This is a genomic window from Metapseudomonas cellulosilytica (assembly GCF_049334135.1).
Taxonomy (GTDB): domain Bacteria; phylum Pseudomonadota; class Gammaproteobacteria; order Pseudomonadales; family Pseudomonadaceae; genus Metapseudomonas.
The window spans coordinates 186,077-207,806 of record NZ_JBHZGN010000009.1; the positions used below are offsets into that span (position 1 = coordinate 186,077).

At 63.5% G+C, this 21,730-nt stretch carries 19 protein-coding genes and 1 other RNA gene; 3 read left to right on the forward strand and 17 right to left on the reverse strand.

Annotated elements, in window-relative coordinates:
• Positions 1–30 precede the first annotated feature (30 nt).
• Positions 31–4,008, forward strand: coding sequence for a trifunctional transcriptional regulator/proline dehydrogenase/L-glutamate gamma-semialdehyde dehydrogenase (gene putA, locus ACFW0H_RS13930; RefSeq protein ID WP_422914476.1), 3,978 nt, complete (start codon positions 31–33; stop codon positions 4,006–4,008).
• Positions 4,009–4,246: 238 nt separating this feature from the next.
• Here putA and ACFW0H_RS13935 read toward each other — a convergent pair whose 3' ends face one another.
• The 6 genes from ACFW0H_RS13935 to dnaX all read right to left on the reverse strand — a co-directional run bounded on the left by ACFW0H_RS13935 (position 4,247) and on the right by dnaX (position 10,358).
• Complete coding sequence (locus tag ACFW0H_RS13935; protein ID WP_422914477.1) at positions 4,247–5,077, reverse strand: formyl transferase; 831 nt, start codon at positions 5,075–5,077, stop codon at positions 4,247–4,249.
• 166 nt (positions 5,078–5,243) lie between these two features.
• Positions 5,244–5,777 (reverse strand): PaaI family thioesterase, encoded by a 534-nt coding sequence (locus tag ACFW0H_RS13940; RefSeq protein ID WP_422914478.1) that lies wholly within the window; start codon positions 5,775–5,777, stop codon positions 5,244–5,246.
• 97 nt (positions 5,778–5,874) lie between these two features.
• Positions 5,875–7,023 (reverse strand): acyl-CoA dehydrogenase family protein, encoded by a 1,149-nt coding sequence (locus ACFW0H_RS13945; RefSeq protein ID WP_422914479.1) that lies wholly within the window; start codon positions 7,021–7,023, stop codon positions 5,875–5,877.
• Between the two features lie 106 nt (positions 7,024–7,129).
• Positions 7,130–7,729 carry a recombination mediator RecR gene (recR, locus tag ACFW0H_RS13950; RefSeq protein WP_422914480.1) on the reverse strand — a complete coding sequence of 200 codons (600 nt, stop codon included), beginning with the start codon at positions 7,727–7,729 and terminating at the stop codon, positions 7,130–7,132.
• A 140-nt stretch (positions 7,730–7,869) separates the two neighbouring features.
• Complete coding sequence (locus tag ACFW0H_RS13955) at positions 7,870–8,196, reverse strand: YbaB/EbfC family nucleoid-associated protein (RefSeq protein ID WP_215373041.1); 327 nt, start codon at positions 8,194–8,196, stop codon at positions 7,870–7,872.
• 11 nt (positions 8,197–8,207) lie between these two features.
• Positions 8,208–10,358 (reverse strand): DNA polymerase III subunit gamma/tau, encoded by a 2,151-nt coding sequence (dnaX, locus tag ACFW0H_RS13960; protein WP_422914481.1) that lies wholly within the window; start codon positions 10,356–10,358, stop codon positions 8,208–8,210.
• 143 nt (positions 10,359–10,501) lie between these two features.
• On the opposite strand from dnaX, the gene ACFW0H_RS13965 reads away from it, so the two are divergent.
• Positions 10,502–11,230, forward strand: coding sequence for a substrate-binding periplasmic protein (locus tag ACFW0H_RS13965; RefSeq protein ID WP_422914482.1), 729 nt, complete (start codon positions 10,502–10,504; stop codon positions 11,228–11,230).
• A gap of 41 nt (positions 11,231–11,271) precedes the next feature.
• On the opposite strand, the gene ACFW0H_RS13970 is transcribed toward ACFW0H_RS13965, so the two are convergent.
• The 3 genes from ACFW0H_RS13970 to ffs all read right to left on the reverse strand — a co-directional run bounded on the left by ACFW0H_RS13970 (position 11,272) and on the right by ffs (position 13,021).
• The gene (locus ACFW0H_RS13970; RefSeq protein ID WP_422914483.1) at positions 11,272–11,907 is read right to left on the reverse strand and encodes a 2OG-Fe(II) oxygenase family protein; all 636 of its coding nucleotides are present in this window, start codon (positions 11,905–11,907) and stop codon (positions 11,272–11,274) included.
• A gap of 279 nt (positions 11,908–12,186) precedes the next feature.
• Positions 12,187–12,414, reverse strand: a complete 228-nt coding sequence (locus ACFW0H_RS13975) for a hypothetical protein (protein ID WP_422914484.1) — start codon at positions 12,412–12,414, stop codon at positions 12,187–12,189.
• Between the two features lie 510 nt (positions 12,415–12,924).
• An RNA gene (gene ffs / locus ACFW0H_RS13980) (signal recognition particle sRNA small type) lies at positions 12,925–13,021 on the reverse strand.
• Positions 13,022–13,411: 390 nt separating this feature from the next.
• Here ffs and ACFW0H_RS13985 point away from each other — a divergent pair.
• A complete protein-coding gene (locus ACFW0H_RS13985; protein ID WP_422914517.1) occupies positions 13,412–13,711 on the forward strand; it encodes an HU family DNA-binding protein in 300 nt (99 codons plus the stop codon).
• A gap of 49 nt (positions 13,712–13,760) precedes the next feature.
• Here the strand turns inward: ACFW0H_RS13985 and ACFW0H_RS13990 are convergent, their stop codons facing one another.
• Genes ACFW0H_RS13990 through ACFW0H_RS14025 form a run of 8 tightly spaced genes read right to left on the reverse strand, consistent with a single transcriptional unit; the run spans position 13,761 to position 21,704 of the window.
• Complete coding sequence (locus ACFW0H_RS13990) at positions 13,761–14,807, reverse strand: tetratricopeptide repeat protein (protein ID WP_422914485.1); 1,047 nt, start codon at positions 14,805–14,807, stop codon at positions 13,761–13,763.
• Position 14,808: 1 nt separating this feature from the next.
• Positions 14,809–15,777 carry a type II secretion system F family protein gene (locus ACFW0H_RS13995; RefSeq protein ID WP_422914486.1) on the reverse strand — a complete coding sequence of 323 codons (969 nt, stop codon included), beginning with the start codon at positions 15,775–15,777 and terminating at the stop codon, positions 14,809–14,811.
• A 30-nt stretch (positions 15,778–15,807) separates the two neighbouring features.
• The gene (locus ACFW0H_RS14000; RefSeq protein WP_422914487.1) at positions 15,808–16,794 is read right to left on the reverse strand and encodes a type II secretion system F family protein; all 987 of its coding nucleotides are present in this window, start codon (positions 16,792–16,794) and stop codon (positions 15,808–15,810) included.
• A 5-nt stretch (positions 16,795–16,799) separates the two neighbouring features.
• Complete coding sequence (locus ACFW0H_RS14005; RefSeq protein WP_422914488.1) at positions 16,800–18,227, reverse strand: CpaF family protein; 1,428 nt, start codon at positions 18,225–18,227, stop codon at positions 16,800–16,802.
• A gap of 3 nt (positions 18,228–18,230) precedes the next feature.
• Positions 18,231–19,448, reverse strand: coding sequence for an AAA family ATPase (locus tag ACFW0H_RS14010; protein ID WP_422914489.1), 1,218 nt, complete (start codon positions 19,446–19,448; stop codon positions 18,231–18,233).
• Positions 19,442–19,945: a TadE/TadG family type IV pilus assembly protein gene (locus ACFW0H_RS14015; protein ID WP_422914490.1), complete on the reverse strand. Its 504-nt coding sequence runs from the start codon at positions 19,943–19,945 to the stop codon at positions 19,442–19,444. The genes ACFW0H_RS14010 and ACFW0H_RS14015 overlap by 7 nt, the downstream gene beginning before the upstream one ends.
• The gene (locus ACFW0H_RS14020; protein ID WP_422914491.1) at positions 19,945–20,415 is read right to left on the reverse strand and encodes a TadE/TadG family type IV pilus assembly protein; all 471 of its coding nucleotides are present in this window, start codon (positions 20,413–20,415) and stop codon (positions 19,945–19,947) included. Before ACFW0H_RS14020 ends, ACFW0H_RS14015 begins: the two co-directional genes overlap by 1 nt.
• An 8-nt stretch (positions 20,416–20,423) precedes the next feature.
• Positions 20,424–21,704 carry a Tad domain-containing protein gene (locus tag ACFW0H_RS14025; protein ID WP_422914492.1) on the reverse strand — a complete coding sequence of 427 codons (1,281 nt, stop codon included), beginning with the start codon at positions 21,702–21,704 and terminating at the stop codon, positions 20,424–20,426.
• Positions 21,705–21,730 lie beyond the last annotated feature (26 nt).

Here is a 21,730-nt window from a genome sequence, read left to right on the forward strand (position 1 = left end):
GTGGGACCACGGCTGATAAGAGGACAAGAAATGGCTACGAGCACCACCCTTGGCGTGAAACTGGACGAAGCAACCCGCGATCGCCTCAAGGAAGCTGCGCGCAGAATCGAGCGCACCCCGCACTGGCTGATCAAGCAAGCGATCTTCAGCTACCTCGAAGCACTGGAAAGCGGCATGACCCTGCCGGAACTCCAGGGCATCGCCCAGCGCCTGGCCGAAGGTGACCACGACGCGCTCGAAGCACTGCCCGAATCCATCCACCAGCCGTTCCTCGAATTCGCCGAAAGCATCCTGCCGCAATCCGTGCTGCGCGCGGCCATCACCGCCGCCTATCGCCGCCCCGAGCAGGAAGCCGTGCCCATGCTGCTGGAGCAGGCCCGCCTGCCCGCCGAGATGTCCGACGCCGCCTACAAGCTGGCCTACGGCATCGCCGAGAAGCTGCGCAACCAGAAGAGCGCCGGCGGCCGCGCCGGTATCGTCCAGGGCCTGCTGCAGGAGTTCTCCCTGTCCTCCCAGGAAGGCGTGGCGCTGATGTGCCTGGCCGAAGCCCTGCTGCGCATCCCGGACAAAGGCACCCGTGACGCCCTGATCCGCGACAAGATCAGCACCGGCAACTGGCAGCAGCACCTGGGCCAGAGCCCGTCGATGTTCGTCAACGCCGCGTCCTGGGGCCTGCTGATCACCGGCAAACTGGTCTCCACCCACAACGAATCCGGCCTCTCCAGCTCGCTCAACCGCATCATCGGCAAGAGCGGCGAGCCGCTGATCCGCAAGGGCGTGGACATGGCCATGCGCCTGATGGGCGAGCAGTTCGTCACCGGCGAAACCATCGCCGAAGCCCTGGCCAACGCCACCAATTTCGAAGCCAAGGGCTTCCGCTACTCCTACGACATGCTCGGCGAAGCCGCGCTGACCGAGGAAGACGCCCAGCGCTACTACGCCTCCTACGAGCAGGCCATCCATGCCATCGGCAAGGCCTCCCACGGCCGCGGCATCTATGAAGGCCCGGGCATCTCCATCAAGCTTTCCGCCTTGCACCCGCGCTACAGCCGCGCCCAGTACGAGCGCATGATGGGTGAGCTGTACCCGCGCCTGCTGTCGCTGACCCTGCTGGCCAAGCAGTACGACATCGGCCTGAACATCGACGCCGAGGAAGCCGACCGCCTGGAAATCTCCCTCGACATGCTCGAGCGCCTCTGCTTCGAGCCATCCCTGAAAGGCTGGAACGGTGTCGGCTTCGTCATCCAGGCCTATCAGAAGCGCTGCCCGTACGTGATCGACTACGTGATCGACCTTGCCCGCCGCAGCAACCATCGCCTGATGATCCGCCTGGTGAAGGGCGCCTACTGGGACAGCGAGATCAAGCGCGCCCAGGTCGACGGCCTGGAAGGCTTCCCGGTCTACAGCCGCAAGGTCTACACCGACATTTCCTACATCGCCTGCGCGCGCAAGCTGCTGGGCGTGCCAGACGCGATCTACCCGCAGTTCGCCACCCACAACGCCCACACCCTGTCGGCCATCTACCAGATCGCCGGCCAGAACTACTACCCGGGCCAGTACGAATTCCAGTGCCTGCACGGCATGGGGGAACCCCTGTACGAGCAAGTGGTGGGCAAGGTCGCCGACGGCAAGCTGAACCGCCCGTGCCGCATCTACGCACCGGTCGGCACCCATGAAACCCTGCTGGCCTACCTGGTGCGCCGCCTGCTGGAAAACGGCGCCAACACCAGCTTCGTCAACCGCATCGCCGACCACAGCATCTCCATCAAGGAACTGGTGGAAGACCCGGTGGCCAGTGCCGAAGCCATGGCCAGCGTCGAGGGCACCCTGGGCCTGCCGCATCCGCGCATCCCGCAGCCCAAGGCCCTGTACGGCGAAGCTCGCGTCAACTCCAGCGGCATCGACATGGCCAACGAACACCGCCTGGCCTCCCTGTCCAGCGCCCTGCTGAGCTCCGGCCATGCCGACTGGCGCGCCCAGCCGATGCTCGGCTGCCCGGCAAGCGAAGGCCCGGTCGAGCCGGTGCTGAACCCTGCTGACCATCGCGACGTGGTCGGCCACGTGCAGAACGCCACCACGGTCGACGTCGGCAATGCCGTGCTGGCCTCCATCACCGCCGCACCGATCTGGCAGTCCACCCCGCCGGTTGAGCGCGCCGCCGCCCTGGATCGCGCCGCCGACCTGATGGAAGCCGAGATGCAGCCGCTGATGGGCATCCTCGTCCGCGAGGCCGGCAAGACCTTCGCCAACGCCATCGCCGAAGTGCGCGAAGCCGTGGACTTCCTGCGCTACTACGCCGCCCAGGCGCGCCACGACTTCGCCAACGACAGCCACCGCCCGTTGGGTCCGGTGGTCTGCATCAGCCCGTGGAACTTCCCGCTGGCGATCTTCGCCGGACAGGTGGCCGCCGCCCTGGCTGCCGGCAACACCGTGCTGGCCAAGCCGGCCGAACAGACCCCGCTGATTGCCGCCCAGGCCGTGCGCATCCTGCTCCAGGCCGGCGTGCCGGAAGGCGTGGTGCAGCTGCTGCCGGGCCTCGGTCACACCGTGGGCGCCGCCCTGGTGAGCGACGAGCGCGTGAAAGGCGTGATGTTCACCGGCTCCACCGAAGTCGCCGGCATCCTCGCCCGCAACGTCGCCGGCCGCCTGGACGCCCAGGGCCGCCCGATCCCGCTGATCGCCGAAACCGGCGGCCAGAACGCCATGATCGTCGACTCCTCCGCCCTCGCCGAGCAGGTGGTGACTGACGTGATCGCTTCCGCCTTCGACAGCGCCGGCCAGCGCTGCTCCGCCCTGCGCGTCCTGTGCGTGCAGGAAGACGTGGCCGACCGCGTGGTGGAAATGCTCAAGGGCGCCATGGCCGAGTGCCGCATCGGCAACCCCGAGCACCTGAACGTGGACATCGGCCCGGTGATCGACGCCGAAGCCAAGGGCAACATCGACAAACACGTCCAGGCCATGCGCAGCAAAGGCCGCAGCGTGTTCCAGATCGCCCGCACCGAGGGTGACGTGATGCAGCGCGGCACCTTCGTGATGCCGACCCTGATCGAACTGGACAGCCTGGCGGACCTGGAGCGCGAGATCTTCGGCCCAGTGCTGCACCTGCTGCGCTACAAGCGCGAGGACATGGACGCCCTGCTCGACCAGATCAACGGCACCGGCTATGGCCTGACCCTGGGCGTGCACACCCGCATCGACGAGACCATCGCCAAGGTCGTGGACAAGGCCCATGCCGGCAACCTGTACGTCAACCGCAACATGGTCGGCGCCGTGGTCGGCGTGCAGCCCTTCGGTGGCGAAGGCCTGTCCGGTACCGGTCCGAAAGCCGGCGGCCCGCTCTACATGTATCGCCTGCTGGCCACCCGCCCGGCCGACGGCGTCAGCCGCACCTTCCAGCGCCTGGACGGCACCAGCATCGCCGACAGCCAGCAGCGCACCGCCCTGCAGGAACGCATGGGCAAGCCGCTGGAAGCCCTCAAGGGCTGGGCCGCGAAGAACGGCAAGGAAAGCCTGGCCAGCCTCTGCGACAACTTCGCCGAACTGTCCCAGAGCGGCCTGAGCCGCACCCTCCCCGGCCCGACCGGCGAGCGCAACACCTATGTGCTGCTGCCCCGCGAGACCGTGCTGTGCCTGGCCGACGACGAGGCCGACCTGCTGACCCAACTGGCCGCTTCCCTGGCCGTCGGCAGCAGCGTGCTGTGGGCCACCAGCGAGCTGACCGGCAAGCTGCGCGGCACCTTGCCGAAGGCAGTGCAGGCGCGCATCCAGCTGGCAGCCGACTGGAGCCAGACTGAAGTGGCCTTCGACGCCGTCCTGCACCACGGCGACTCCGACCAACTGCGCGGCGTCTGCCAGCAGGTCGCGTCCCGCAAGGGGCCGATCATCGGTGTCCAGGGCCTTTCCCAGGGCGAGACTGCGATCCCGCTGGAACGCCTGCTGATCGAGCGCGCCATCAGCGTCAACACCGCCGCTGCTGGCGGCAATGCCAGCCTGATGACCATCGGCTGACGCCCCGCCACGCCTGCGGGCGTGGCACCGCTTCAACCCGGCGTCCGCTCACAAGGCGGGCGCCGGCCGCAACACCGGAGGCACTGCCTCCAGACGGGCCGCCTTACCGGGCGCCTTCGTCCACTCTTCTCTTCGACGGTTGGCTGTCAACTGACGGCAATGGGGGCACGCCACAAGCGTGCCCCCTTCTTTTTGCGTGCACGAACATCAGGCATCGCCCGGCCACTCCCTCCGCGACTTACCGCTTCAGCGTCGCACCGGGCTTGCATCCGTACGGTTCGAGAACTTCCCAGATGTCTCCCCGATCGAACAGACGCCACCCCTGCGCCGTGAACCGCATCAGGTCGTCGTCCGAGGGAAACGAATAGTAGGCGCCAGCCGTAGCATCCTGCGGCTCACCAACGACGGGCGTTCCATCTTCCAGGCGGCGGATGGCACTCAAGATCAAGTCGGCTCCCAAGGGGTAGAGCGAAAGGATGTGCCAGAACAAGGAGCGGTCCTTCACCACTGGTCTGCGCGCCTTGTCGATAACGGCCCCCCTGTCGATACCCGGACTATCGATCCAGTGGAGCGTGCAGCCGATTTCATCGTCGCCGTTCAGCAAGGCCCGGAAGGTAGCGAGCACGCCCCGATATTGAGGCAGCAGGCCCGAGTGCAGATTGAGGATGCCGCACCGCGGAATCCCCAGCACATTGGCATCCAGTATCAGACCGAAGCGAATCGAGACGAACAGGTCGGCTCGCATGTCGTGCAGTTGCTGCAGCGCTGCCGGATCTTTCACGGTCGAAAGTACCTGCAGCGGAATACCGAAGCGTCGCGACAGCTCGCCGAAACCGGCATATCGCTCGCAGCCAGGACTGGTCAGCTCGATGAGGGGGAAGACCAGTTCGCCGAACAGGTCCTGCTCGACAAAGGCCAGCTGTCCCAGCATCCGCGCCCGCACCCCGCTGCTCGCGCCAACCCGCTCGGAAAGGAAAATACCGACGGTATGCCGATGGAGCTCGGGCAACAGCAGATTGAGGATGAAGTTGCTCTCGATGTCCCGATTGACCAGAAAGACGATTCTCATGGCGGCACCACCAGCCGGCTTGAGCACGAGCGTTGATCTCAAATGAGATTAGCAGCACCCAAGCAGCGATCTGGCCGGGCGGGCCGCCCCCCGGGTCAGGATTCACGACATGCCAATACCCGGAGGGCTCGGAGAACACGCAAGCCGGTCAGGCTGCAGGCAGCGCCTACTTGCCCCCGAGAATCAGACAGGTCGTGGAGCCGGTCGCATAGAGCTTGCCATCCACATCGTAGATGCGCCCCTCGGCCAGCGCGGTGGAGCGACCGACATGAATGATCCGCCCTTCGGCACGTACCGGGCCGGTCTTGCTGGTCAGCGCGCGGATGTAGCTGATGCGCAGGTCGGTGGTGGTATAGCCCTGGCCTTTCTCCAGGTGGGTGTGGATCGCACAACCCATGGCCGAGTCCAGCAATGTCGCGGCATAACCGCCGTGCACCGAACCTATGGGGTTGTAGTGCTGCATCTGTGGCACCCCCTGGAAGATGAAACGCTCCTTCGACCACTCGATCGGCACGAAGCCCATCAGCTCTCCGATGGGCGGTGCAGGCAGTTCGCCTCGGCCGATGCCGTCGAAGAATTCCATCGGGCTGAGCGTCGCCACCTCCGCGATGCTCATGGTGCCGGGCTTCAGCCGGGTGCGGATTTCGGCCTCGGCCGCCAGCCAGACTTGCAGTTTTTCTTCGCGGGACAGATCGCTCATCGGGTTTCTCCTGGGTCATCCAGCTCAATTAAATGATGATCGCAATATATATGAACCGGAGAAAATCGGAACTCCCGTTCGGAAGCTCCGGCCCGCTTCAAAGGTCCATCTGCTTGGCGATGATCTCGTTCATGATCTCCCTCGTGCCGCCACCGATGGAGAGAATGCGGTTGTCGCGATAGAGACGCTCCACCAGGCTTTCGCGCATGTAGCCCATGCCGCCAAGGATCTGCACGGCGTCATAGGTGAGGCGGTCGGCGATATCGGTGGCGAAGTTCTTCGCCATGGAGATCTCCTTGATCACGCTCTTGCCCGCCGCCATCTTCGCCGCCTGGCGATAAGTGAACTCACGCGAGACCTCCAACTGAGTGGCCATCTCCGCCAGGCGGTGGCGGAGAATCTGGAAGCGGACAATGGGCTTGCCGAAGGCCTCCCGCTCCCGCCCCCACTTCAGCGACTCCTCCAGTGCCAGTTGCGCAGTCATGTTGGCCATGATGGCCAGAGCCAGGCGCTCGTTCTGGAAGTTGGCCATGATGCAGGCGAAACCCATGTTCTCCATGCCGATCAGGTTCTCCACCGGCACCTTGCAGTCGTCGAAGAACAGCTCGGCGGTATCCGAGGCCCACCATCCCATCTTCTTCAGCTTGCGACCGACGCTGAAGCCCGGGGTGCCCTTCTCCACCAGCAACAGACTCACACCACCGAAGCCTTCGCCGCCTGTGCGCACCGCCACCGTGTAGTAGTCGGCCCGCACGCCGCTGGTGATGAAGGTCTTGCTGCCGGTAACGCGGTAGAACTCGCCGTCGCGAACCGCACGGGTCTTGAGGTTTGCCACATCCGAACCGCCGGAGGGCTCGGTGACCGCCAGGGCCATGATCTTCTCGCCGGCCAATACTTGGGGCACGATGCGCTCGCGCAGCTCGTTGCGCCCCCACTTGATCACCGGCGGCAGGCCGATATCCAGGGAACCCAATCCGGCCACCAGCCCGCCCGAACCACAGTGCATCAGCTCCTCGCTGGCAGCGACCTTGGCGAACAGGTCGCCCTCATGGCTGCCGCCGAACGCCTCCGGGTAGCCGATTCCCAGAATGCCCGCTGCGCCGGCCTTGAGGTAAAGCTCGCGGGGAAACTCTTCGGCCTCCTCCCACTCGGCGATATGGGGCAGGATTTCCCGCTCGACAAAGCGGCGCACCGAGTCCCGCACCAATTGATGGGACTCGTCGAAGTATTCCTGGTAGGCAGACATGGCAATGCTCCCCGGTAAGATCGAATGAACTTACCGAGCGCTTGCTTGGTTTTCAAGGCGAGACTTGTGCCATCGGCAAGGCCGTATCAGCCGTGCCCTACCCCGCTCAGAGCCCGATCGGGCGACGCCCCGCCAAGGCGTGCGCCAGGGTGCCGCCGTCCACCAGCTCCAGCTCGCCGCCCAGGGGCACGCCGTGGGCGATCCGGGACACGATGATGGACTTTGGCGCGAGCAGCTGGGCGATGTAGTGGGCAGTGGCCTCGCCCTCCACCGTGGGGTTGGTGGCCAGGATCACCTCGGCGAAGCTGCCCGCCTCGATGCGTGCCATCAGCTCCGGAATACCGATGGCTTCAGGGCCGAGCCCATCCAGGGGCGACAGGTGCCCCTTGAGCACGAAAAAGCGGCCGCGATAGCCGGTCTGCTCCACGGCGAACACATCCAGCGGCCCCTCCACCACGCAGAGCAGGGAATCGTCGCGGCGCGGATCGGCACACTGCGGGCACAGCTCTTCCTCGCTCAGGGTCCGGCACTGCTTGCAGTACCCCACCCCCTCCATGGCTGCCGTCAGCGTCTGCGCCAGGCGCAGGCCGCCACTGCGGTCGCGCTCCAGCAGTTGCAGCGCCATACGCTGTGCCGTCTTCTGGCCCACGCCGGGCAGGATGCGCAATGCGTCGATCAGTTGGCGGATCAGCGGGCTGAAGCTCATGGGACCTCGAAAAAAGCTGCAAGCTGCAAGCTGCAAGCTGCAAGCTGCAAGCTGCAAGCTGCAAGCTGCAAATGGTTCGGGGAATCGCGCCATGCCGCAAACTCCAACTTGAAGCTTGTGGCTTGGCGCTTGCGGCTGCCTTAGAACGGCATTTTGAAGCCAGGAGGCAACTGCATGCCGGCGGTCATGCCAGCCATCTTTTCCTGGTTGTTCTGCTCGATCTTGCGTACGGCGTCGTTCACCGCGGCAGCGATCAGGTCTTCAAGGATTTCCTTGTCTTCCTGCATCAGGCTGTCGTCCAGGGTGACGCGCTTGACGTCATGGCGACCGGTCATCACCACGCTCACCAGACCGGCACCGGACTGACCGGTGACTTCGGCATTGGCCAGCTCTTCCTGCATCTTCTGCATCTTTTCCTGCATCTGTTGGGCCTGCTTCATCAGGCCTGCCATGCCACCCTTCATCATGGTGATTGTCCTCAACGGTCAAGGGGTTCAATGGTGTCAGCGCGTACCTGTGCGCCGAACAGTTCGATCATTTTCAGCACCAGCGGATCGCTGGCAATGGCCTCTTCGGCCAGACGCTGACGAGCGGCGCGTTTTCGCGCGGCAGCCTGGGCCGGGGTTTCCTGCTCGGGGCGGCGCACTTCCACTTCGAGCTTCAGGGCTCGCCCGTGGTACTGGTTCAGCGCGTCATTCAGGCGACGCTGCTGGTTGGCATTGAACAGCGCGCTCTGCGCCGGGTCCAGGTGCAGGCGCCAGACGTCGCCCTCCACCGCCACCAGGGTGCAGTTGGCGCCGATGTTGCCGGTCATGCCCGACAGCCCGAGCCGTGGGAACAGGTCCAGCCATTCAGCAGCCAGACCGGTGGCTGGCTGCGCCGCGGGCAGCACTTCCGGCTCGGCAGCGGGCGTTTCGGCAGGACCGAAGTCGTCCAGGTAGGCGATGCTGCCGGCATCGGCCTCGTAGTAATCATCGTAATCGCCGGGTGGCGGCTCATCGCCAGCCTCGTCGACCGCCACAGCCGCTTCGGGCTGGACTGGCGCCACGGGCTCGGCCTTGGCGGGCGCAGGTTCGGCAATCGGCGCCGATTCGGGCTCAGGCTGGGGCTCGTGGACGGACACCGCTGCTACCGGGACGGAAGGTTCCTCCCAGGGCAGGTCGACCACTTCGGCCGGCGCCTCGACCACGGGAGCGGGCTGCGCCTCCACTACGGGCGCGGGAACGGGGTCGGCCACCGGTTCGGCGACCGGCGCCTCTGGCACCTCTTCCACAACAGGCGTGGCAACCGCGGCCTCGACCACAGGCGCAGGCACTTCGACCACCGGAGCCGGAGCCGGAGCCGGAGCCGGAGCCGCGACAGGCTGATTGACCACAGGCGCAGGTGCAACCGCGGGTGCAGGTGCCTGCAAGGGAGCGGGCGCCGGAGCGGAAACGGCAACCGGAGCCGACGAAGCGGCCCCGGCCACTGGTTTGTTCTGGGGATCAGTCGTGGCCTGGCTGATCCCCGGATCCTTTAGCACCACCTTGGGCGCGCCCTCGGCATCGGCCGGACGGAACGCCAGCATCCGCAGCAGCACCATCTCGAAGCCGCTGCGGGGGTCCGGCGCCAACGGCAGGTCGCGTCGGCCGATCAGCCCCATCTGGTAATAGAACTGCACGTCTTCACCGGGCAGCGCCTGGGCCAGCGCCAGCACGCGCTCGCGGTCGCCCTGGCCGTTGTCGACCGCATCCGGCAGCACCTGGGCGATAGCCACGCGGTGCAGCACGTTGAGCATTTCGGAGAGCACGCCGTTCCAGTCCGGCCCCTGCTCGGCCAACTGACGCACGGCCTCCAGCAGTGCGCGGGCGTCGCCCTGCAGCAGCGCATGGAGCACGCCATAGACCTGGCCATGGTCGAGGGTGCCGAGCATGGCGCGTACGTCGGCCGCCAATACCTTGCCTTCACCGAAGGCGATGGCCTGGTCGGTGAGGCTCATGGCGTCGCGCATGGAACCGTCGGCGGCGCGGCCCAGCAGCCAGAGCGCGTCGGTCTCGAAAGGCACATTCTCGGCGCCGAGCACGTGGGTCAGGTGTTCCACCACGCGCTCCGGCGGCATGTTCTTCAGGGAGAACTGCAGGCAGCGCGACAGGATGGTGACGGGCAGTTTCTGCGGGTCGGTGGTGGCCAGCAGGAACTTGACGTGGGGCGGCGGCTCTTCGAGGGTCTTCAGCAGTGCGTTGAACGAGTGCGTGGAGAGCATGTGCACTTCGTCGATCAGGTAGACCTTGTAACGGCCACGGCTGGGCGCGTACTGCACGTTGTCGAGCAGTTCGCGGGTATCTTCCACCTTGGTCCGGCTGGCGGCGTCCACTTCGATCAGGTCGACGAAACGACCCTCGTCGATCTCCCGGCAGACCGAGCACTGACCGCAGGGGGTGGAGCTGATGCCGGTTTCGCAGTTCAGGCACTTGGCGAGAATACGCGCGATGGTGGTCTTGCCGACACCGCGGGTACCGGTAAACAGGTAGGCATGGTGCAGGCGCTGGTTATCCAGGGCATTGATCAAGGCTTTCAGCACATGGGTCTGGCCGACCATTTCGCGGAACGAGCGCGGACGCCATTTACGTGCAAGAACCTGATAACTCATTGAAAACCATCGCGTCTGGGAGAGCAGAAGGATCTAATGCTAGCGGAGCGATGCGCAAATTGCATCCGATGCGAACGGTGCTCTGTTCAATCCGCCCGGCAACGGGCATTGTGGAGCACCGCCCACCCAGACAAGGGAGCCCGATGCGCTCATTTGTCCTTGCCGTTCTCCTCTGCTGGAGCGCCCTTGCCAGCGCCACGCCCGCCCCGTTGCGCTTCTCCGCAGTGGACAGCTGGGCCATGCCGGTCGCCGAATTCAAGGAGAACCGCCTGGTCGGCGGTATCGTCCACGACCTGATCGAACGCCTGTCGCAACGGCTCGACCTGCCGGCCCAGGTGCAAGTCCTGCCACGCAATCGCGTGGAACTGGCGCTGCGGCAGGGCGAAATCGATGTGCGCTGCTACATCAGCCCGAAATGGATCACCAATAGCGGTGAATACCTCTGGAGCGTGCCCCTCCTCCAGCAGCGCGACCTGATCGTGGCGCGCCATGGCACAGATCTGCTTGCGAGCCCGGAAGCCCTGTCCGGGCAGAGCATCGGCACGGTGCTGGGCTACACCTACCCGCGCCTGCAGCAGCTGATCGACCACGGCGCGATCCATCGTGACGAAGCCCGAAACCAGGATCTGGTACTGCAGAAACTACTGGCCGGCCGCTACCGATATGCCGTGAGCAACGCGCTGGCCCTCGGCTGGTTCAACCGCGAGCTGCCCGACGCCGATCAGCTGATCGGCGTCGCCACCCTGGAAGAAGAGCCCGTGAGCTGCCTGGTGCGCAACGACCCGGACCTGCCGGCACAGCGCATTCTGCTCGCGCTGTCGCAGATGAAGGAATCGGGGGAAATCGACGAGATCCTGGCGCGGTACCGCTAGAGATCAGGCGCCGGATGAGAAAAGGTTGCTCTTCGGGACTTTCAGCCCTCGCCCCATAGTGGCGAGCTCATGGTCGTGTCGTACGACGCAAACATGACGTTGAAACTTACGCTGACACGCAGTCGGTCACTTGCGTTCACTGACACCGAATGTGGCAACCAGGCCGGGAATATCAGCAGAGCACCGTCGCGGACCGTAATCACGACCTGGTCGGTGTTGTACGCCATCAAGGCAGTAACTGGCGGGCGAATAACGGCTGCCTGGGGGCGTGGATCATGAAAGTTGATCGTGTCGGCCCCTTCCTGCGTCTGCACGTAATAAACGCCGCTCAGGAAATTGTTGGGGTGGCTGTGCATCGGATGGGCCGCCCCAGGGCCGAGTGCATTGGCCCAGCAACCGGTGATGCGGAACGGGGCGTCGACCACCTTGATGAACGCAAGCACATCGCTCACGGCTGCCTCGATATGGTTGACCAGCGCCGCCAATTCCGGCTCTCGATGCAGCGCGTACCCGGACTGCCAGGCGACGCCTGCGCCGGTTCCTCTCCCCTCCCCCATGATCCTTTCGACATAGGCAAGCAGATCCCGGTTGAGTGGCTCGTAGCAGGCAGGCTCGAGCTGGCTTTGCCAGACAAAGGTCGGGAACAGGCGGACGACTTCAGGACTGGTGGGTGGCATGGCTGCTCACCGCATGGCGTGGGTCTCTACCAGTTTAGTCTGCGCACCAATGCACCCCGCCATAGCCGACCTCGCCAGAGTGGGCAGCACCTTGCCGAGCACAGAGCAGGAACCCGGAGAAAGAATCAACGAGAAGGTCCATCCCAGGGAGTCTGTCGAAATCAATTACAGAGGAAGACAAGCGAAAGATGAACGTAGTGAACGATATGCCGCACAAGTAAACGCCCAGGTGATTTCGTAAGCCCCTACGGGCCAACCTGCCCATCCTTTATAGTCGCTCTAATAATTCAAATACTCCTCAAGGGTCGCCCATCCTCTTTCACGCGCCTTGGCTATCGTCGCCGCTGCATTTTCGGCCGCTTCGATCAACTGGTCCTTCGTACAAACCTCATTAACCCGTATATCTCCCTTTTCAAATTGGGCGACGAATCTTCTCGCCTCAGCAATAAGTTTTGCACACGCATCATCAGGTTTTAATTTTGGCCTCCACTCCTTCTCCAACTCCAAGGCACACATGCTTGTTCGCAGCTTGAGATCGAATGTGTGACTGCAGTCCAAACCGTATGCCGCTGCGCTCGCTGCATAACACGAGACAGAAATTAGAGCAGTGAATAGTCGTGATCTCGATTGCCTCATATCGACCACACCCTCCCTGCGAGGCCATATATGAGTTTAGGTCACGAAGAGGCGTCAACTGTCATCCAGGCATCCGTAGCCACTGAAATTGGCGACCTGAACCACCCCAAGGATCACCAGGATGACAACGACAGATAACGCCCGGGTATATCGCCACTCCCCGACTCTTCCGGATTGCTACGCACAAGCAACGTCGCTTGAGAATGGTCATCGGCCAGAAAGGGGGAGGAGCTGGAGTTGGGCCGAACAGTGAAGATATTGAGCGAACAGATACGATGCATCGCATGGCGCACCGCTCAGGTGTACCTGAATGCTGTCACACTCTTGGATTTTCTGGCAGGAAAAGTCTTTTAGAATTAAAGACTTAGAGATTGGAGGTGACCCCACCAGCCACACCCCGGCACACGATTTCACCGCTGCGGCTGCTCCCTTCCGGGCCTGACCGGGTTCACGGCTGATCGTTGCGGGGGGACCGGCAGGGCCACCATCACGCAGCTCGCCAGATCGACGAGCCGCGCCATTGTACCGGCTCTTCGCCAACTTACAACCGCTAAAAACGTTTTCCTTACAAGCACTTGCGAATCAGCCTCGAAAGCACAGCCGATGCAGGGCGCAGCCCTGCGAGCTCGGCCAGTCCTTCAACGACAAACGCCGATGCGGCGACAACCTGTCGCACTCGCCGCAACAACGGCCCGTACGGCTGCGCAATTTCGGTGTAAAAACCCCGCCACCCGGCCGGACGGCTCGCACATTCGTGCTAACTTCCTTGTCGATTCGATCCCCGGCCGCTACCTCCGTCGCACTTCCAGACTGGCCGCTTGTCTCAGCAAGGGCCGGCGTGACCGGACAGGCCACGAGCCAGACACTCATTGAATGGAGCTACACCATGGCAATCACCAAAGACCAGCTGATCTCTGACATCGCAGAAGCCACCGATTCCACCAAGGCCGCCGTGCGCGCCATGCTGGATCAACTCGGCGAGATCGTCAGCGACTCCCTGGAGAACAGTGATGAGATCACCCTGCCGGGCATCGGCAAGCTGAAGGTCGGCGAGCGCCCCGCTCGTACCGGTCGCAACCCCCAGACCGGCAAGACCATCGAGATCGCGGCGAAGAAGGTGGTCAAGTTCGTTCCGGCCAAGGCGCTGACCGACGCGGTCAACAAGTAAATAAAAAGGGGCAGGCCGATGGCCTGCCCCTTTCTTCATCCCGCCCGTCTCAGGGCATAGCGACCGGGCGCGCTTCCGGGCCCGGCACAACGGCCACCGGCTCACTCACAGTCGAATTGCTCCCTACCCCGCGCAACCGACGAATCTGCTGCACCCGGTTGAGGTTGTCCCAGGCCGTCTGGTAATGGGCCGGCGACTGATCGATGGCACTGCGGAAGAACTGTTCAGCTTCATCCAGCTTGCCTTCCACCAGGCATATGTAGCCTACGTCGTTGCTTGCCTCGGCGCGCGCTTCCACTTGCTCGAACGCCGAGATGGCCTCTTCGTAACGCGCCATCCGCGCCAGCAGCAGGCCGTAGTTCCTCCAGAGAGACTTGTAGTTCGGCTCATAGCTTATGCCCTGCTTGTAGGCGCGTTCAGCCTCGGGCCAGTGCCCTGCCAGATAGTAGGAATAGCCCAGGCTGTTCTGCACCAGACCCGAGCGGGGCTCGATTTGCATGGCCAGGCGGTAGTAGCTCTCGGAAAGCGCGAAATTCTCCTTCAGGTCCGCCAGCACCCCCAGACCGTTGTAGACCCGCACCGGCGAATTGCTGTCCACCTTGAGCTTCGCGGCATCGGCAAAGCTTACCGTCGGAGAGGCGCCAAGCCGCCGCTGGTCTTCTCCTACCGCCCGAAGCAGGAACTCCTCGGCCTTCTGATACTCGCGGACGCTAAGCTTGAGCAGCCCCATTTCGCCCAGGGCACTCAGGTTGTTCGGGTCGCTGCCCAGAACCTCGTTGAACGCCATTTCGGCCAACTGGCTATTACCCCGCTCACGGTGGATACGGCCCACCCAGACCAGGGCTTCATAGCGCTTCGGGTCCAGCTCGAGGGCCCGCAGGTATTGGAACAGCGCCTGGTCCAGGTCGCCCGCCTGGTAGGAGCGAGCTGCCATCAGCATGGCCTGGTCGGGTGAATTGACCTCTTTCTGCACCTGGTAGAGCACGGAATTGTCGCCGCTGTAGACCGAGCGCATGCCGCTCGGCGCATCCGGCCCCATTGTCTGACATCCGGACAGCACGGCCATCATGGCCACCAGCAGACTGACTCTGTTCATGTCAAAGCTTCCCGAAGGTTTTGAGTATCCCAAGGATCACCGGCCCAATGGCCACCAGGAAAAAGCTCGGCCACAGGCAGAAGATTAGTGGGAATACCAGCTTGGTGCCGATTTTCGCCGCCTGCTCTTCGGCAGCCTGGGTACGGCGGTCACGAAACTCTTCGGCGTAGATGCGCAAGGTGTCGGCGACGCTGGTACCGAAACGGATGCTTTGCGAGAGCAGACTGACCAGCCCCTGCACGTCTTCCAGGCCGGTGCGTTCCGCAAGATTCTTGAGGGCCTTGGTGCTGGGAATGCCCGCGCGGATCTCCACGTTGACCATCGCCAGCTCCTCGGCCAATTCGGCCTGGCTCACGGCCATCTCGTCAGCCACCCGCTCGATAGCCTGCGGCAAGGCCAGACCCGACTCGACGCACACCACCATAAGATCCAGTGCGTCCGGGAACGCGGCCCGTAGGCGACCAATCCGAGCCTCCTTGCGCTTTTCCACGAACACCGCCGGAGCCAGCCAGCCGACACCGAGCGCAAACACCGCGATAAGCAACGCGATGGTCATCGAAAGTTTCGGCAGCAACGGCAGCAGAAGCAGAGCCACCCCCAATAAAAGAAACGGGAACAGGAAGCGGATCGCCCAGTACATCTGCACGGCCGAAGCTGAACGGTAACCGGCGTGCATCAGCAAGGTGCGGGTGCCGGAAACCTTGCTTTCGTCTCCGGACGCTATGCGCTGCCCTACCCCCTCCAGCAGCAGGTGCAAATTGCTCGGTGGACGCTGGCCTGTGGCGAGATCGCCGTGGCCACGCTTGATCAGAGTCAGGCGGCGTTGCACCGGATCCTGCAATCCGAGTATCAGCAGTCCCACTGTGACTGCGGCAAGTACCGCGCTCAAACCAATGGCACCAAGGAACAGCAAACGCCCAACCTGCTCGTTGCCCACTGCTCCATTGATCAACGCAAGCAGATAGTCCATGACACACCCCCTCCCGTCAGCGGGCGGAACTCAGACCTGGATTCGGATGATCTTGCGGATCCAGAGGATGCCCAACAGCATGGCGACGAAGGCAGCCATTACCATCTTCTGACCAAGGGGCTCCTTGATCAGCATGGGCAGGTAAGTCGGCGAAGTGACTACGATGGCGGCTGCCAGCACGAATGGGACGGCGACCAGCACCCATGCCGACATGCGCCCCTCTGCCGACAGGGTCTTGACCTTGCGCTGGAAGCGGAAGCGCCCACGAATCAGGCTGGAGAGGCGTTCAAGCACCTCGGTCAGGTTACCGCCGGTCTCCCGGTGGATCAGGATGGAGGTCACCAGCATCATCACCGTCATGCTCGGCATGCGCTCCAGCAGCCCGAGCATGGCCCGGCGCACATCGTTACCGTAGTTGATATCAGCGAAGGTCAGGCCGAACTCGTGGGCCACCGGTCCCTTGTGCTCTTCCGCCACCAGGCGCAGGGTCTCGTTGAAGGGATGCCCGGCCCTCAACGCACGGCACATCGCATCCAGGGCATCTGGCAGGCCCTCCTCGAAGGCGGCGAAACGCTTGGCGCGATCACTGGAGACTTTCAGGATCGGTACCCAGAACACTATGGCTGCCACGATCAGGGCAGCCCACCATAGTTTCAGAAGCACCCAGAGACCAAGACCCGTCACCAGTGCCAGTACAACACCGAGCAGCAGCACCCGATAGGCGCGGTAGTCATGCCCGCCCTGTTCGATCACCTGTGCCAGGTTTTCCATGAAGGGCATCTGCTCCAGAGCCGACTCCAGCGGCGACAGACGCTTCAGGTACTTCTGCCGCAGCACTGTCTGCATGTTCGGCAGGTTGGCGCTGTGCTCCAGCAGGCCGAGCCGTTCGCGGATACGCTTGCGTACCTTGCTCGCCTCGCCGAATACCGGCACCACCAATCCCTGGCTGAGCAGGAAGACCGCAACGAAGACCATGCCAAGGAAGGCCAGGATGAACTCGGAAGGAATCTGGCTCATGCTTGCTACCCCTCCATCCACTCAGGGCGGAACAGGTTGAGCGGCAGTTCGATGCCGCGCTTGGCCAGGACATCACGGAAGGCCGGCACCATACCCGTGGGGCGGAAGTCCCCGAGTACCTCGCCATGCTCGCCGACGCCGCGACGCTCGAAGCCGAAGATCTCGGTCATGGTGATGATCTCGCCTTCCATGCCGTTGATTTCCTGCACGCTCACCAGCCGCCGCCGACCGTCCTCCTGGCGCTCCAACTGGATCACCACGTCGATGGCCGAGGCGATCTGCTGGCGCATGGCCTTGATCGGAAACGTGGCACCGGTCATGGACACCATGTTCTCGATGCGCCCCAGGGCATCGCGCGGCGTGTTCGCGTGGATGGTGGTGAGCGAACCATCGTGGCCGGTGTTCATCGCCGTCAGCATGTCCAGCGCCTCGGCACCACGCACTTCGCCTATGACGATGCGGTCCGGGCGCATGCGCAGGCTGTTACGCACCAGCTCGCGCTGGTTCACCTCACCACGCCCCTCGATGTTCGCCGGACGGGTTTCCAGGCGCACCACATGGGGCTGCTGCAGTTGCAGTTCGGCCGAGTCTTCGATGGTGACGATGCGCTCGTTGTGCGGGATGAAGCTGGACAGCACGTTGAGCATGGTGGTCTTGCCAGTGCCGGTACCGCCGGACACCAGCACGTTCATCCGCCCACGGACGATGGCCTTGAGCACCAGGGCGATGGCCGGCGTCAGCGTGCCCATCTGGATCAGGCTCTCGGTGTTCAGCAGGTCCACGGCGAAACGGCGGATCGACATGCTCGGCCCGTCGATGGCCAGCGGCGGGATGATCGCATTGACCCGCGAGCCATCCTTCAGGCGCGCATCCACCAGGGGCGAGGACTCGTCGATGCGCCGCCCCAAACTGGAGACGATGCGGTCGATGATGTTCAGCAGGTGCTGGTCGTCACGAAAGCGCACATCGGTACGCTGCAGCTTGCCGTGGCGCTCGACATAGACCGAGGCATGGCCATTGACCAGGATGTCCGACACGCTGTGATCGGCCAGCAGGGGCTCCAGTGGCCCCAGGCCGAGTACCTCATCGGTGATCTGCTTGATGATCAGTTGCCGGGTATTGCTGCTGACGGGTGCCGAGTGCTCGTCCAGCAGGCGCAGGCAGATGTCGCGAATCTGCCGTGCCGCCTCGGCCGGCTCGAGGGAATCGAGCAGCGACAGGTCCATGACCTTGAGCAATTGCTGGTAGACCTTTTCCCGCCACTCGGCTTCCACCGGGTTGAGTTGGGTCCTGGTCTCATAAGGCGTATCCGGCGCACTGGTTTCCCAGGCCATGAGCGGGTTCTGGTCCGCCGCAGGGTCCACGTGCTCTTCCGGGGCGGCAACGCTCTTGCCGGCATTCTGGCGCAGGCGATTGCGGAATTCGCTGAGCATGATCTACCTCCCTAACAGACGGCCGAAGGCGCGTTTGAGCAATCCCTGGCCCGCTTCTTCGGCACCAAGCAATTCCTGGCTCAGCTCGCGCATGGCCAGGGTCACCGGAGCCCGCGGAGCATGGAGCTCCAGCGGCACACCGGTGTTCTGACTTTCCGTGACCACGGCGTAATCGTTGGGCAGCTTTTGCAACCCTTCGCAGCGAAGCGCTTCGGCGATGTCCTTGAGACTGACCGGCGACGCCTTGTTGTAACGGTTGACCACCACCTGCAGGCGACTGCCCTGGACTCCCAGGTCATCGCGCAGGATACGCACCAGCCGGGTGGCATCCTTCAGGTGACTGAGGCTCTGCTGCACCACGATGTACACCCGGTCAGCCTGCTCCAGGGCGATGCCGGTGAGATGGTCGATTTGCCGCGGCAAATCCACCACTGTCCAGTCGTAGGTGCTGCGTGCCAGACGCAGCAGGGACTCCAGCTGTTCCAGGCGGACGTCCTGGGACAGGAAAAGCTCGCTGGAACGTCCGCCCAGCACATGCAGTGTCGGGCTGAAATGGCTGCAAAAACCACGCAAGGCCACACTGTCCAGTTCGTCCACCTGCTGCAGCACATCCAGGTGACTGTGGGTGGTCTGCACATCCAGGTAGTGGGCCACGCTGCCGAACTGCAGGTCCAGGTCCAGGAGCAGGGTGGCGCCCCCCCGGCTGCTGAGCTGCTGGGCCAGGTTGCAGGCCAGCAGGGTGGCCCCGGACCCGCCCTTGGCGTTCATCACGGCAATCAGTTTGCTGGCGTTTGCGGTACTGGCGCGGGACTCCATCAGCATGCGCCCGAGCGCCGCCACCAGCTCATCCTCGGCCACCGGTTCCGGCAGGAAATCGCGGGCGCCGGCCTGCATGGCAAGGCGCATGCCTTCCCGTTCGTTCAAAGGACCGCAAACCAGCAGCGGCGGACGCTCCTGGGCCGGCCGCTGCATCAGGGCGGCCAACTCTTCCCGCCACAGATGGCTGACCCGCAGCAGCAGGAAGTCGGGCACCTGCTCCAGCCCGTAAAGGGGGTCGGTGTGCCCGTTGGTGACCAGCCGCGTGTTCACCGTCAAGCCGGGAATGCGCTGGCAGCAGCCCTGCAGATGACGCAACGCCGCAGCATCGCGGCTGCTGATCAACAGGCGTAGGCCCTGTCGGCTGGTGGGCGAGGCAACGGGGGCTTCCTGGCTGTTCAACATGGCGTGATCTCCGGATTTACGCCCGCCTCCCCATGGCGGCCGAGACTCTCACGAGGCAGGATCGACCTGAAGACCGGCAGCGTGATGGTGCCGCCTAGTACGGGGATCATCAGGTTGAAGGTGAAGTTCTCCACCCGCAGCTGGACGTAGCGGATGGCACGAAAACCATTGAGGCCATTCAGGTCGGAGGGATTTGCTACCACTGCTCCGTTTTCGTCCATGTAGGTCAGGGTCAGGTCGGCGGTTTCAAGGTCGCCAATCAGACTGCTTGCGCCCGCATCGGTGGCCGCGTTGTAAATCGCCCGGCGCAGAATGACCGGATCACTGATGTCACACACCGCCGCCAGCCGGGCTCCCCGCCGCACGGTTTCATTCAGGGCGTTTACGGTGAAATACAGCCGACCGAACTCCAGGATGGCGAACAGCAGGGTGAACAGCAGCAGGCCGAGGATAGCGAACTCGACCACATATACCCCACGCATGCGTCTCGCATTCATCACAGGGCCCTCATTACGGTGGTAGCGACGAGGGGGAAATTCAGCGCAATGGCGTTGCCGACAAACGCCGGGAGACTACTGCCCAGGATCGGCACGAAGGTATAGGTAGTGCTGACCTGCACATGGGTCGTGCCCACGGCTGTGACCTGTACATCCGCAGTGGTCAATCCGGAAACCAGAGGCTGGGTTCCAGAAGGCACAACGGGCAGGCCATAAACCGCCAGGTTCTTCGCTTCGCCCTTCAATTGATCGCTCAGCTCGACTGCCCCCAGTGTCGGGTTCCAGGCCTTGCCCGCAACGTAGCGGGACGCATCGCGGTTGGCCTGCAGCAGGCTGTTGTACTGGAACAGCATCCGGCCGAACTCGCCTATGGCGAACAGAAGCAGGAGCAGCAGCGGCACTGTGATGGCGAATTCCACCATCGCCAGTCCACGCTGGGCGCGCAGCCCATTGAGCGCATGACGTCCCATGACAACTCCTACGAGTCGCTGCTCGGTGTCCGGTTGTTGTCGATATAGGTCTTGTACAGCTGGATGATCTGCGGCCCGGAATCATTGGCTGGCGTCGGTCCGGCCACGTTGTCCCCGTCACACTCCTTGACGAACTGGCCGAAGATCTGTGCCTCATTCCCCTTCTGAGAAACCGTCTGCAGCAGGAAGAAGCAACCGAACCCCAGCACCGGCACCGTCGTCTGCCCTCCGGATTCGCCGTCGCAATTGCCCACGACTATCTTCAGCATCCGCCGCTCGAAGACGCCATTGGGCTCGCAACCACTCGGACAGTTGCCGACACTGGCCACCCAGTCGTTGTAGTCCAACAGGCTGGACGTGGCGGTAGACAGATTGCCGTTGTTCGACTGCACGGGCTGCCCTTGATGCTCGACCCTTGGCGGCGAAACGCTGTCGTTGTATGTCATCGCCGGGTTATTGAAGCTCGTGACCAGATCCGGGGGATAGGAGGCCGAAGTACCCTTCATCGTCCCATCGTACTGCCCAAAGCGCGTATTGATCCCGTCGGATACCGGGCCAACTGCGTTGCCTGGTTCGGTATCCACGTCGTCCCCCACGGTATTGCACTGGTCGATACCGCCGGCCAGAGCCTTGCGAACGTCCGCCGCACCGGCGTTACCTTCCAGGCGTATCAATTGGAAATTGCCGGGGCCTATGGCCGGCGCATTGCCTGCGGCGCTTTTCAGCACCTCCAAGTCACCGAAGCGATAGCCCCAGAAAACTCCATTACCAGGGTTGTAAGCGTTGGGGTCACCGCAGACCATCAGCGGTGCGATATCGCATGGACTGCTCGGGCTGGGTCCAGCGGTGGCAACGGCCGCCACCGCCTTCTGCGGTGAGGCGTTGCCCAGGATATTGTTGAAAACTCCCCAGAAGAAGCCGGTCAACGGATAGTCCGGTACGGAAACTCGCACATAACGCGCATTCGCCGGCCCGGGAAACGCGAAGGGGCCATAGACGCTGTTCGACAGTTCCACCACAGCGAATCCAGCATTGGCAGACATGGCGGCAGCCAATTCATTATTACCCGCAGCCGCGGCGTTCAGGGTCAGGGTGGCCAGTGCAGCTTCTTTCGACAATGTCGAGGCATTACCCGAACCCATCACCTGCTGGAGTGTCTTGGCACCGCTCAGCGCCGCTGCATCCACCGAATTCTGCAGCCGGGTCTTGTTCAGCAGCATATGGCCGCCATCCAGCGCCAGCGCCGCCATGGCCAGCATGGCCACCAGGGCGAACACCACCAGCACCATGACCGCTCCCCGCTGGCGCCTCGGAA